Source organism: Pseudomonas sp. GNP014 (assembly GCF_054344005.1).
Window position 1 is genome coordinate 4711989 of sequence record NZ_JBTGUS010000001.1, and the last position, 12964, is coordinate 4724952.

The 12964-nt window shown below is 60.0% G+C and carries 12 protein-coding genes; 6 read left to right on the forward strand and 6 right to left on the reverse strand.

The window, feature by feature from the left end:
* Positions 1 to 151: 151 nt before the first annotated feature.
* A complete protein-coding gene (locus ACXX9E_RS21200; RefSeq protein WP_458556120.1) occupies positions 152 to 1345 on the forward strand; it encodes a GAF domain-containing sensor histidine kinase in 1194 nt (397 codons plus the stop codon).
* A 14-nt stretch (positions 1346 to 1359) separates the two neighbouring features.
* On the opposite strand, the gene ACXX9E_RS21205 is transcribed toward ACXX9E_RS21200, so the two are convergent.
* The 3 genes from ACXX9E_RS21205 to ACXX9E_RS21215 form a co-directional block, all read right to left on the reverse strand.
* Complete coding sequence (locus ACXX9E_RS21205) at positions 1360 to 2001, reverse strand: LysE family translocator (RefSeq protein WP_123464262.1); 642 nt, start codon at positions 1999 to 2001, stop codon at positions 1360 to 1362.
* 153 nt (positions 2002 to 2154) lie between these two features.
* Entirely contained in the window at positions 2155 to 2496 is a 342-nt protein-coding gene (locus tag ACXX9E_RS21210) for a YajG family lipoprotein (RefSeq protein WP_123464260.1), read from the reverse strand.
* An 85-nt stretch (positions 2497 to 2581) separates the two neighbouring features.
* Positions 2582 to 3226 (reverse strand): ATPase, encoded by a 645-nt coding sequence (locus ACXX9E_RS21215; protein WP_458556121.1) that lies wholly within the window; start codon positions 3224 to 3226, stop codon positions 2582 to 2584.
* A 169-nt stretch (positions 3227 to 3395) separates the two neighbouring features.
* On the opposite strand from ACXX9E_RS21215, the gene ACXX9E_RS21220 reads away from it, so the two are divergent.
* The 3 genes from ACXX9E_RS21220 to ACXX9E_RS21230 all read left to right on the forward strand — a co-directional run bounded on the left by ACXX9E_RS21220 (position 3396) and on the right by ACXX9E_RS21230 (position 5413).
* Entirely contained in the window at positions 3396 to 3644 is a 249-nt protein-coding gene (locus ACXX9E_RS21220; RefSeq protein ID WP_128615102.1) for a hypothetical protein, read from the forward strand.
* 108 nt (positions 3645 to 3752) lie between these two features.
* A complete protein-coding gene (locus tag ACXX9E_RS21225; RefSeq protein ID WP_186748263.1) occupies positions 3753 to 4910 on the forward strand; it encodes a GGDEF domain-containing protein in 1158 nt (385 codons plus the stop codon).
* An 8-nt stretch (positions 4911 to 4918) separates the two neighbouring features.
* Positions 4919 to 5413, forward strand: a complete 495-nt coding sequence (locus tag ACXX9E_RS21230) for a PaaI family thioesterase (protein WP_128615103.1) — start codon at positions 4919 to 4921, stop codon at positions 5411 to 5413.
* Positions 5414 to 5642: 229 nt separating this feature from the next.
* Here the strand turns inward: ACXX9E_RS21230 and ACXX9E_RS21235 are convergent, their stop codons facing one another.
* Positions 5643 to 7847: an OsmC domain/YcaO domain-containing protein gene (locus ACXX9E_RS21235; protein ID WP_128615104.1), complete on the reverse strand. Its 2205-nt coding sequence runs from the start codon at positions 7845 to 7847 to the stop codon at positions 5643 to 5645.
* A gap of 221 nt (positions 7848 to 8068) precedes the next feature.
* Here ACXX9E_RS21235 and ACXX9E_RS21240 point away from each other — a divergent pair, with 221 nt between their 5' ends.
* Positions 8069 to 10681, forward strand: coding sequence for a bifunctional diguanylate cyclase/phosphodiesterase (locus ACXX9E_RS21240; protein WP_458556122.1), 2613 nt, complete (start codon positions 8069 to 8071; stop codon positions 10679 to 10681).
* Positions 10682 to 10731: 50 nt separating this feature from the next.
* Here the strand turns inward: ACXX9E_RS21240 and ACXX9E_RS21245 are convergent, their stop codons facing one another.
* Positions 10732 to 10947 (reverse strand): hypothetical protein, encoded by a 216-nt coding sequence (locus ACXX9E_RS21245; protein WP_123464244.1) that lies wholly within the window; start codon positions 10945 to 10947, stop codon positions 10732 to 10734.
* A 263-nt stretch (positions 10948 to 11210) separates the two neighbouring features.
* Between ACXX9E_RS21245 and ACXX9E_RS21250 the strand changes: the two genes are divergently transcribed.
* On the forward strand, positions 11211 to 12044 hold the full coding sequence (locus ACXX9E_RS21250) for a suppressor of fused domain protein (protein ID WP_458556609.1): 834 nt from the start codon (positions 11211 to 11213) through the stop codon (positions 12042 to 12044).
* Positions 12045 to 12083: 39 nt separating this feature from the next.
* Here ACXX9E_RS21250 and ppk2 read toward each other — a convergent pair whose 3' ends face one another.
* Positions 12084 to 12899 (reverse strand): polyphosphate kinase 2, encoded by an 816-nt coding sequence (gene ppk2, locus ACXX9E_RS21255; RefSeq protein WP_336346499.1) that lies wholly within the window; start codon positions 12897 to 12899, stop codon positions 12084 to 12086.
* Between the last annotated feature and the right edge of the window lie 65 nt (positions 12900 to 12964).

A 12964-nucleotide genomic window follows, 5' to 3' on the forward strand; every position in this document is an offset into this window, starting at 1 on the left:
GGCAATCCGCGCAGCTACATGCTGATCGCCAGATACACGTTCTGAATCCGAACGTGTCTTGCAACCGCCGCACATTCGCCTTGGCGGCCATTGGTCATGGCCGCCAATAAGCGATAGTCTCTGTTTCGACCTCCTTTAAAAGCACCGTGCCATGACCGACTCTGCCTTCTCATCCGACGTTGAAGCCATCAGCAGCATCGACGCGGTGCCCATGATCCTGAGCATGGTCAAGCACCTGACCGGGATGCGCTTCGCCGCCGTGGCGCGCGTCACTGACAAAAACTGGGTGGCCTGCGCGGTGGACGACTCCATCAATTTCGGCCTCAAACCCGGTGGCGAACTGGTGCTGGAGTCGACCATTTGTCACGAAATCCGCCAGCACCAGCAACCGGTGATCTTCGGCCAGGCCAGCACGCATCCGGTTTTTTCCCTGCACCACACACCGAAAACCTATGGACTGGAGAGCTACATCTCCATTCCCATCGTCAAAGCCAACGGTGAATTTTTCGGCACGCTGTGTGCCATCGACTCCGTACCGGCGAACCTCGACGAACCGGCCATCGCCAAAACGCTGACCCTTTTCGCCCAGTTGATTGCGATCAACCTCGACACGCAAAAGCGACTTGAGGCGACCAAGGTCGAGCTGAACAACGCCAACGAACTGGGGCGCCTGCGCGAACAGTTCATCGCGGTGCTCGGGCATGACCTGCGCACGCCGCTGAGCGCGATTCGCATGAGTGCCGACTTGCTGGAAACCAGGACCGAAGAAAAACGTTCGCTGAATCTGATAGCGGCGATCCGCAACAGCTCGACGCGCATGGGCGTGCTGATCGAGAACATCCTCGATTTTGCCCGCGGCCGGCTCGGTGGCGGGATTCCGGTACAGCGCTTCCTGGTGGATGACTTGCAGCAGACCCTGCAACAGACCCTTGCCGAGGTGCAGGCATCTCATCCCCTCGCCATCTTCGAGTCGACACTGAACCTGCCCGCAGGTGTTCATTGCGATGCCTTGCGCATCAGTCAGTTACTGTCGAACCTGCTCGGCAATGCCGTGACGCACGGTTCGACCGCCACGCCGATCGTCCTCAAGGCTTATGCGCAGAACGACGAGATCGTGATCTCGCTGACCAATCAGGGGGTGCCGATTCCCGCCGCCCTGATGCCGCTGCTGTTCGAACCGTTTTCGCGATCCGAAGCCGGGCAACGCGGCGAAGGCCTCGGATTGGGGCTGTATATCGCGTCGCAGATTGCCACGGCGCACAACGGGACGTTGCAGGTCAGCTCGACACTCGACGCGGGAACCTGCTTCGTGGCGCGATTCCCGGCGCGCTTCAAGTGGGCCTGAACCGCCGTCCGCACTTACGCCGTCTGGCGGCGCATGGTCAGAATCACCGCACCAAAACCAATGAACGTCGTGCCCACCACCCGGCTGACCCAACGCGACAGCGCCGGTCGGGTCAGCACGCCTTTGGCCCGCGAGGCCAATGCGGCGTAGACACTCAGCGACGACACCGACAACGCCATGAAGATGGCGGTCAGGATCAGAAATTGCGGTAGCAGTGCCGCGTTCTGATCAATGAACTGTGGGAACAACGCGGTGAAAAACATCGTGGCCTTGGGGTTGGTCACGGCGGTCAGGAAGGCCGATTTGTAGAGTTTGCCGCGGGTCGGCCGAGCCTTGCCGGCCTCGCCATCAATGCCCTGCGCCAGCATCGGGCCCTTTTTGAGCAGTTGCTTGACCCCGAGATAGAACAGGTAACCGGCGCCGATGAACTTCACTGCGTTGAACAGCATTTCCGAGCTGGCCAACAGCGCGCCCAACCCGAGCATCGCCGCTGCCGACAGGCAGAACAGACCGCTGGCATTGCCCAGCGAAGACCAGATGGTACTGCGCTGCCCATGCGCCAGGCTGTTGTTGATTGCCATCAACGTCGCGGGACCCGGGCTGGCGATGGCAATCGCAGCGACCAGGGTGAAGGCCAGAATCGAGTGAGAATCCATTTTCAATGCTCGTAACAAGTGGGTGGCGGCATGTTACCTCAGGCAAACCCGCCGGCAAAAAAAAGCCCCGCGACCGAATGAAGGCACGGGGCAAAAAATTGGTTGGTTGCGGCCAACCAAAGGAGCTCTGTCAAAAACGTCGATCGGGCGGAATCAGATGCAGTCCTGAGCGGCCCGTTCAAAACTCGAAGGCAGGAAGTTCGAGGCCAGCAAGTGGCGTTCATAAATGAACACCTTGCCGCCGTTGCCGGCCTTGTAGGCCTCCAGCACGTTGTCCGCCGAAACCTTGCTCGGCACTACGATGCGGTAGCTGCGCTGGGTCTGCGAAACGGTCGGGCTGAGCGCACTGCCTCGCAGTTTCGGCACGACGCAATCGGCGTACTGCGCAGGCGTCTTGTCAGTCTGCAGGGTCAGGGTCGGGTCGTTCGGCGCCGAGGCGCAACCGGCGAGCAGCAACGAAGAAACCGCCAGGGCCGGAACAAATAAAGAACGCATGGGTGTAATCCTGAAAATAAAGTGTCGGTTCAACCGGCAACGGTGCAGCGCCACCGCGCCGCCATTGCCATTTATGGTTTGCGGTTCAGCTCGAAGCCACCAGCGCCTTGAGTGATGCATCGAATTGTTTCAACGCATTGAGTTGCAGGTCTCGCTGCTTCTCGATCTGCGCGGCGATCTGCGGCGGCGCCTGGTGATGCACCCAGGCCGAGGGCAGTTGTTTTTCCACGGAGCCTTCAGCCTTGCCGATGTATTGCAGGTCGGCGTCATAGAAGCGTGCGGTAAAACGCGCCTCGACCAGGCTGTTGCGTTGGGTCATCAAACGGTTGAAGGTGTCGAGCTTCACCACGATGTCCGGATGGGCCTGAACCAGCTCATCGAGGCTGTCATAGACGGTCACTGACAGAAACTGTTGCTGCAACGAGTTCACCAGCCAGTCAATCGCCAGTTCCGGGTCGGAGCTATCGACGAACGCTTCACGAATCCGCGAGTCCAGCGCACCCTTGGCGCCGTTGAGCGCCATGTCGTGGTAGCGCTCGAGGTATTGCAGATTGTCCAGGGTGTTCTCGCTGTACAGTACGCCCACGGTTTGCGAGTGCTGCAACGTGGCGCTGCTGCCGGTGATGGACTGCAAGTGACATGACCGGCCGTCGTCTGCGAACGCTGGTGCAGCGGCAACCGCTCCGCCCGTCAGCAGGGCGACCAAAACCAGTCGGGTCAATGTGTTCATCGCGCAAATTCCTTGAGCGGCGTGTTCGATGGGGGTGATTTTCCGCCCATTACCGACAAAGCAAAACTTGCGTTTCGTGATGGTCACTATTACTTCTAGCAATAGTTGCGCGCCGTACAGACTGATCCACACTCACTACAACTAGAAAAAGATGCATGAGGAACCCTCTTTGAGAACGTTTGACCTGATCCGAGACGCCGTATTGCCCGACTTTCGCGAGCGTGTGGCCGAGTACCTGGTCCAGTACGAAAGCGTCCTGCTGGACAAGACCGTCGCCGACCCGCAGCTTATTCAGGACACCGCCAATCAATTGCGCGGCTACTTGCGCGGCCTGAACACCACGCGAGTGCTGGGCATGGCGTATTGGGAAGAACTGGATCGGCGGGTGGTGGACACCTGGCTCGCGCCCAAGTCATGAGCGAGCGGTGCGTGTGGCCGCGACCGCACGCGCCACCCCACCTGCCAAAACGGCCCCGAACGCTTACAATCGCCCGTCTATTCGCCCATCAGACAGGCTCGTCCAGAAATGCCGCTCGACCCACCAACGATGTTGACCCTCTCCACTGCCCTGGCAGCGGCGGCAGCGCTGTATATGGCGATCGAGTGGCGCAGCATCCGTGAACCTTCCCTGTTGTTCTGGAGCGCCGGGTTCGCCACGATTACCGTGGGTTCCACTCTGGCCCTGCTGCGCAGCAACGGCCTTTTGCTGATCGGCATCTGGTTCGCCAACGGCCTGCTGGTGACCGCGCATTTCCTGTTCCTGCTCGGCGTCGCACGCTTCACCCAGACGCGGCTGTCACGCACCTGGTCGCTGATTTTCGTCGCCTGGCTGGTCATGTTGTTACTGCCGGAGGGGCCGCTATGGTCGAAGGTCATGCTCGCGGCCAACTCGCTGCTGGTGGCGCTCTCGACCCTCAAGGCCAGTTTTCTCCTGCGCCCCCACGGCAAATCACTGAGCGTTGGCGCGGTGCAACTGCGTTACGTGCTGCTGGCTCATGGGATTTTCTATGTCGCCAAGGCGTTGACCGTGGTGATCCCCGGCACGCTGATCGATCTGGCGGCGTTTCGCGGCGAGATCATCCAGATTTCGCTGGTCGAAGGCACGATGGCGATTATGTTGATCGCCCTGTCGATGACCGGCACCGAGCGCTATCGCCGGGAAAAACAGATCGCCCGGCTGGCCGAGCGCGATCCGCTGACCGCCCTGTACAACCGCCGCGCCCTTGAAAAACGCGCACCGCGCCTGCTGACGCAAGCCTCGCCCGAATGCCCCGGCGCCCTGCTGCTGATCGACATCGACAACTTCAAACTGGTCAACGACCAGTACGGCCACACCGCCGGCGACCGATTGCTGATCGCCTTGAGCGAGATGATCCGCTCGCTGCTGCCACGCCATGCGCTGACGGCGCGACTGGGCGGCGACGAGTTCGTCATTTTGCTAAACGATGCTTCCGGCGAACGCGTCGTCGAACTGGGCAACGCCCTGCGTGAACAGTTTCTCGGCATGACTTCACAGACTTTCCCCACGCCCGCGGCGGTCACGCTGAGCATCGGCGCCAACCTGTTCGAACAGCCACCCGCCAGCCTTACCGCGCTGATCGAACAAGGCGACGCCGCACTCTACGAATCCAAACGCGGCGGACGCAATCGCCTGCGCCTGACCGGGCTTCCCACTCCAGGATGAGCAATCCCATGTCTGAACTCGACACCCCCCTGCAAGACCTCGCGGCCCCCGAAGGCGTCTGCTACGGCTGCGGTGACCGCAATCCCCACGGCCTGCACATCAAAAGCCGCTGGCATGCAGACGGTGTGCACGTGCTCGCCGAACATGTGCCGGACGCCAGATACTGCGGCTGGCCGGACCTGGTCTACGGCGGATTGATTGCGATGCTGGTCGATTGCCATTCCAACTGGACGGCGATGGCCTACCACTACCGCACGGAAAACCGCGAACCCGGCAGCCTGCCGCGCATCGACTGCGTGACCGGCAACCTCGGCATCAAATTCATCAAGCCGACACCGATGGGCGTACCGCTGAGTTTGCGAGCGAAAGTCGAGGGTGACGTCGGGCGCAAGACCCGGGTGATTTGCGAGGTGTATGCGGGGGATGTGCTGACTGCGGTGGGCGATTCGGTGTTTGTGCGGGTGGATACGGGGGCATTGGCCAACGCGGCGCACGGTCGATAAAAGCTGGCGAAACCTGCCGGTATTGGCGAACCGTCCACAGCAGGCGTCGTCAACTACACAACGCTCGCGATCGGCGAGCGTCATTTAAGAAAACGTGGGAGAACAGCAACCACGGCGTGACTGTTTGTTGAACCCAATCAGACTTCAGGCGATCAGTTAAGCCGCAAACCTGTGCCGAGCTGGCAAGCTCCTCGTCACAGGTTTTCTGCTCAAGCCTGGATGACAACTGTCATCCAGTTAGACCTGCCACATTCGCCCGCGCCGAATGCAGCTTCTTGTAGCTCTCGATCAAACGCAAATGCCGATCCAGCCCTTCCAGCTTCATGCTGGTCGGCGTCAACCCGTAGAACCGCACGCTGCCATTGACCGAACCAATCGCTGCGTCCATGCGCTCATCACCGAACATGCGGCGGAAGTTGGCTTCGTAGTCTTCCAGCTGCAGATCCTCGTCCAGTTCCATCTCCAGCACGACGTTGACGGCTTGATAGAACAAGCCGCGTTCGACGGTGTTGTCGTTGTACTGCAGGAAGGCCTCGACCAGATCCTTCGCCTGTTCGAACTTCTGCAGGGCGAGGTAGATCAGCAGGCGCAGTTCGAGGATGGTCAGTTTGCCCCACGGCGTGTTGTCGTCGAACTCGATGCCGATCAGGGTGGTGATGTCGGTGTAATCGTCCTGTTCGCTGTTTTCCAGGCCTTGGGCGAGGTTGCGCAGGCCGACTTTGCTCAGGTTGTGCAGGTTGAGGATGTCGGCGCGAAATTGCAGGGCTTTGTTGGTGTTGTCCCAGATCAGGTCTTCGACCGGGTAGATCTCCGAGTAGTCCGGCACCAGAATGCGGCAGGCCTTGGCACCGATGTGCTCGTAGACGGCCATGTAGACTTCCTTGCCCATGTCTTCGAGGATGCCGAACAGGGTCGCGGCTTCTTCGGCGTTGGTGTTTTCGCCATCGCCTGAGAAGTCCCACTCGACGAATTCGAAGTCCGGTTTAGCACTGAAGAAGCGCCACGACACCACACCGCTGGAGTCGATGAAGTGCTCGACGAAGTTGTTCGGCTCGGTCACGGCCTGCCCGGAGAAGGTCGGCTGCGGCAAGTCGTTCAAACCTTCGAAACTGCGGCCCTGCAGCAACTCGGTCAGGCTGCGTTCCAGCGCCACTTCCAGGCTCGGGTGTGCGCCGAACGAGGCAAACACGCCGCCGGTGCGCGGGTTCATCAGGGTCACGCACATCACCGGGAACTCACCGCCCAGCGACGCATCCTTGACCAGCACCGGGAAGCCCTGTTCTTCCAGGCCCTTGATACCGGCGAGGATGCTCGGGTATTTCTCCAGCACCTCTTGCGGCACATCCGGCAGGGCCATTTCGCCTTCAAGGATTTCGCGCTTGACCGCGCGCTCAAAGATTTCCGACAGGCACTGCACCTGTGCTTCGGCAAGGGTGTTGCCAGCGCTCATGCCGTTGCTGAGGTAGAGGTTTTCGATGAGGTTGGACGGGAAGTACACCACTTCATTGTCCGACTGACGCACAAACGGCAGCGAGCAGATGCCACGCTGGGTGTTGCCTGAGTTGGTGTCGTACAGGTGCGAACCGCGCAACTCGCCATCGCGGTTGTAAATCTTCAGGGTGTATTCGTCGAGGATTTCGGCCGGTAGCTCGTCTTGCGGGCCGGGCTTGAACCATTGCTCGTCCGGGTAATGCACGAACTCGGCATTGGCGATCTCTTCGCCCCAGAACTGGTCGTTGTAGAAGAAGTTGCAGTTCAAGCGCTCGATGAATTCGCCCAGTGCCGACGCCAGGGCGCCTTCCTTGGTCGCGCCCTTGCCGTTGGTGAAGCACATTGGCGAATGCGCATCGCGGATATGCAGCGACCAGACATTGGGCACGATGTTGCGCCACGAGGCGATTTCAATCTTCATGCCCAGGTCGGCCAGAATCCCCGACATATTGGCGATGGTCTGTTCCAGCGGCAGGTCCTTGCCGGCAATGCAGGTGCCGGCCTCGGAGCCCGCATGCGGCATCAGCAAGGCCTGGGCATCGGCGTCGAGGTTTTCGACTTCCTCGATCACGAACTCGGGGCCGGTCTGCACGACCTTCTTCACTGTGCAACGGTCGATCGACCGCAGAATGCCCAGACGATCCTTCTCGGAGATGTCTGCCGGCAACTCGACCTGGATCTTGAAGATCTGGTTGTAGCGGTTTTCCGGGTCGACGATGTTGTTCTGCGACAGGCGAATGTTTTCCGTGGGGATGTTGCGCGTGTCGCAGTACAACTTCACGAAGTAAGCCGCGCACAACGCCGACGACGCCAGAAAGTAGTCGAACGGCCCCGGTGCCGAGCCATCGCCCTTATAGCGAATGGGCTGATCGGCGATCACCGTGAAGTCGTCGAACTTGGCTTCAAGTCGAAGGTTGTCGAGAAAATTGACCTTGATTTCCATGCGGGATTACCAGAATACGGCTAAACGAATGGCGGCCATTATCCGGTTTTTACGCGGGAAGTCTTGTGCTTTCGGGAATCGCCGCTGATCGGCAAGCCGCTGTTGAAGAGGCAAATTGCACCGTCTTCACTACGCTTTTGAGGACAGTGCGTAGAAGAGTCGGAACATTGCGTGCGCGCCATTGTTCTAGATTCAGAAGACTGCGGATCAAGGACGAGCACATGGATATTTCCAGTTATGCGGCGCCCCTTCCACCCCGGCAAAACGCCGTGACCCGGCGCCTGGCCATCGCTGTCGGCGCGCTGTTCGTCGCCGGCGTGATCGCCGCGAGCGTTGCCTTGCTCGGCATCGCCAATCGTCTCGACACCGAAGAAATCAGCAAAACCCGGTTTTACTCGGCCCGCGCCCTTGAAAACCGCATGACCGCGTCGAAGAACTACATATCCAGCTACGCCAACTGGACCACCGCCTATGAACATCTGAGCAACCCGGTGGATATCAACTGGGCGTTCACTGAGCAGAACGTTGGCAAAACCCTGTTCACCAATGACGGCTATGACGGCGTGTTCGTCCTCGACCGCGAGCATACCCGGTATGCGGTGGTGCGCGGCCAATTGCTCGACAGCGACGTCTCCGAATTTCTGCAAATCCCCACCGCAACGCTGGTCGAACAGGTGCAGGGCCAGAGCGACTTGAGCATTCCCGTCAGCGTTTACTCGTTGTTCGAAGGCTGGCCGGCGCTGGTGTCGGCGGCGGCGATCATTCCCAATGATGCGCGGCCGTTGGGCGATCCACGGAAAACCTCGGTGTTGGTGTTTGTCGACAAACTCACCCCGACCAAACTGCGCGCGCTCGGCAGCGGCTATGGCTTGAGCAATCTGACCCTCGCCCCGGATGAAACGCTGGCCCGCGACAGGCCCAGGGTGGCGCTGGACAACACCGGTTACAGCCTGATCGCCGATCTGGAGCAACCCGGTCAGCGCTTGTTGTGGTCATTGTTGCCCCCCCTCGGCGTGACCATGCTGGTGCTGATGCTGCTCACCGCGTATTTCTTTCGCCATGCGTTGCGCTCCTCGCAATATGTCGACCAAAGCTTTGCCGTGATGCAAGCCTCGAACCTCGCACTGGAAAGCGCCAATCGCGGACTGGAAGCCAGTGAGGAACGTTTTCGGGCGGTGGCGGAAGCGGCGTCGGACTGGATCTGGGAAGTCGACCGGGCGCTGTCGCTGACTTATCTATCGGCGCGGTTCAGCGAAGTGACCGGTTATCCGCAGGATTTTTGGCTAGGCCAGGACATCGGCCAACTGCTGTTCTGCGACACCACTCCGCTGGAACTGTGGCTGCGGGCACTGACCGAGCAAACCAATACCAGCGACCTGCGTTGCACCTACCGGGATCACTCCGGCGAGCAACGTCATTGCCGACTTTCCGCACGGCCGATCTTCGACCAGCACGCCGTTGTCGGGTATCGCGGCACCGCCAGTGACATCACTGACGAAGTGGCCGCCCATGCGCAGATCCAGCACCTGTCCCTGCACGATGCGCTGACCGGCCTGCCCAACCGCAACAAACTGGCGCGCTATCTGGATGACGCGCTGCTGCTCAAGGAGCACGCCCCGGCCCTGTCGCTGCTGATGATCGACCTCGACAACTTCAAGCCGATCAACGATTCACTCGGTCATCCGGCGGGCGACGCCGTGCTGCAAGAGGTCGCCACGCGTCTGCGCGAAAGCACCCGCGACAATGACATCGTCGCCCGGCTCGGTGGCGACGAGTTCGTCGTGGTGCTCAACGGCATGGACAGCCACGCTGAAATCGACAAATTCTGCACGCGCCTGATCGGCAGCCTGCATCAACCGGTGGTCTTCGAGCACCATCCGCTGCACATCGGCGCCAGCATCGGCATCGCCCTCAGCCGTCACCACGGATACGTGCCCGGCGACCTGATCCGCTACGCCGACATCGCTCTGTATCAGGCCAAGTCCGAGGGCAAGAACACCTGGTGTTATTTCGAAGCGCACATGAGCGACCAGATCCAGACCCGCCGGCAAATGGAAAATGACCTGCGCCATGCGCTCAAACACAACGAGTTCGTCCTGCACTATCAGCCGCGCTACAAGGTCGACGGCAAGCAGATCGTCTCGGTCGAGGCACTGGTGCGCTGGCAGCACCCGACTCAGGGGTTGCTCGGACCGGATGTGTTCATTGCCCTGGCGGAACAGACCGATCTGATCGTCCCGCTTGGCCGCTGGGTTTTGCGCGAAGCCTGCGAAACTGCGCTGGCCTGGCCGCCGGACATTCTGCTGTCGGTCAACCTGTCGCCGGCGCAATTTGCCGTCAGCGACGTGGTCGAGGATGTCCGCGAAATACTGGTCGAAACCCGCTTCCCGGCCAGTCGCCTGGAACTGGAGATCACCGAAAACGTGATGCTCAACGACACCGACTGCGCGTTGACCACCATGAATGCGCTCAAGGAACTGGGCGTGCGCCTGAACATGGACGATTTCGGCACCGGCTACTCATCCCTCGGCTATCTGCGCGCCTATCCGTTCGACGGAATCAAGATCGACAAGCGTTTCATTGCCTCGATCAGCAGCGGTGCCAACGATCGCGCAGTGGTGCAGGCGATCATCGGCCTAGGCAAGGCCATGGGTCTGACGGTGACCGCCGAAGGCGTCGAGACCGAGGAACAACTGGCGATACTCGGCAAGGATCAATGCAATGAAGTGCAGGGTTATTTCATGAGCCGGCCGATCGACAAAGTGGCGTTTGCGCAGCTGTTGCAAATGTCCAGAACAGACCAGCCAGCCCACAAAAAAGGCCGCGTCACCTGAGCGGCCAATCACTGTGTCTGTCGAATACCGCAGCCCCTGCAGGTGTTAGCTCAACCCTCTGTGCGCGGCGTATTGCGAGTGAACACGCTACCGGCATCACGCACCAGTTGCCGCCACTCGGCACTGGTGATCAGCCCCTGCTCCTCCATTTCATCGGCTGCCTTGAGCAACTCGTCGTACTGCTGCTCCGGGTCCAGGCGCATTTGCGCCTGTGTCGCCAGTTTGCGCCATGCCGCGAGGGATGCCTGTTTTTGCTGATCGAACATAAAAGTGTTCTCGTGAAGGACTCCCTTGGTAGAAAGACGCGAGATCACCGAGGTTCAGCGCGGGCGACGGATGGAAGCGCTGCCGGACAAATTCTCTGCGCCACGCGCTTCAAGCAACATCGCGCCCGAGGATTTTGACGTCTTTGTGGCGAATTCCGCCTAACGGCTGATTACAGGCAATTGGCCAATCCATGTGATCCGATGCGAGAATCTGCCGGATCCTGCCATGCGGCAAAATCATCACGATGACGCAAGGAACGCCTGTGCAATTTTTTAAAAAACTCTTCGCCTCACGGAAAACACCGGTCACTGAATCTGCTCCAGCACTGGAACATACAGAGGAACCCTACGAAACCTTCTCTTATGACGACCTGAGCGAGGCAGAAAAGGCCAACCTGGCCCTGCGAGAGGCCAGTCAGAAATGCCTGGACCGGCACTGGAACAGCGTCGGCGTCAGTGAAAGCGATGTTCTGGGCTACGCGATCAGCCCGAGTTTGATGGGCGGCCCGGACTGGCCATCGACCCGTCAGGCGTATCGTGTGGTGCGTCGAGCCGATTCGATCATCCTCGCTACCGAAGGCATGTCGGACCCGTTCGACGGTGTCGAAGGCCTGGGCAACGGTTTTGAAATGGAATTGTTCATCGAAACCGCAGATATCCCCGAACATGCGCGCGGTGCCACGGGCGACGTTTATCCACTCACACGCAGCTGGGCTTTCGAATTGTTGAAACACCTGGCCAGAGAAGTGGCGCACGCCGGTGGACTTACCCACCGGCTGGAGAAATATGGCTCGATGTCATTCGAAATTCCAGGCTTCAGTCAATCGGACTACATGTGCGATCAGTTGCCAGCCAGCTTCGTCACCGAGGACGACATGACCGGCATGCTGCTCGGCGCGCCGCAAGCGGATTTCTCCACACAAATCGATGACATGCCGTTATCGCCCGTCAAGCTAGTCAGTGTGATGTTGATCACCGCCGCGGAACTGGAGTACATCCGGGCGGGCGGACAAAATGCTCGCAATGACCTGATCGACCGATTGAAGGCGGCGGGCATCGGACACGTCAGCAGCCTGACCCGCGCCAGCGTTGTCTGAGCCAGTGCGCCACTTGACCGCCGGCAAGTGGCCTCCCTCTCAGTAGGGTTCTGCGACCCGCCGGTATGGATAGTTCGGTTCTTCGTAGTTGCCCGGTTTCTGCCGTTTGGGCAGCGTCACCTTCTCGCGCTTCACGTCTTCATACGGAATGCGACTGAGCAGATCGGTGATGATGTTCAGGCGTGCCCGGCGCTTGTCGTTGGAATCGGCGACCAGCCACGGCGCGTGTTCGGTGTCGGAGCGCTTGAACATTTCGTCCCGCGCTCGTGAGTAGTCGTACCAACGGCTGTAGGACTTGAGATCCATTGGGGTCAGTTTCCAGATCTTGCGCCCGTCGTTGATCCGCGCCTCAAGCCGGCGGGTCTGTTCTTCGGGGCTGACTTCCAGCCAGTACTTGAGCAGGATCACGCCAGACTGGACGATCGTGTGCTCCACCCACGGGATGGAGTTGAGGAACTTGTCGGCCTGTTCCTCGGTGCAGAAACCCATTACCCGCTCGACGCCGGCGCGGTTGTACCAGCTGCGATCAAAAATCACCACTTCGCCACCCGCCGGTAAATGCGGCAGGTAACGCTGCACGTGCATCTGGCTCTTTTCACGGTCGGTCGGCGCGGGCAGCGCCACCACACGAAAGACCCGCGGGCTGACACGCTCGGTGATCGCCTTGATCACCCCGCCCTTGCCGGCGCCGTCGCGGCCTTCAAACACGATGCAGACCTTGGCGCCGCTGGCAATGACCCACTCCTGCAACTTGACCAGTTCGACGTGCAGCTTGCGCAACTGCGCAAGGTAGTCCTTGTTGTTCAACTTCGGACGTTCAGGCGCCTTGGCGGCCTTCTTTTTGTCTTTTGCCATGACCGAGCCCTCATGAAACACGACCGCAATGAAATGTTGATTGACCGGACAATCCAGACACGTGA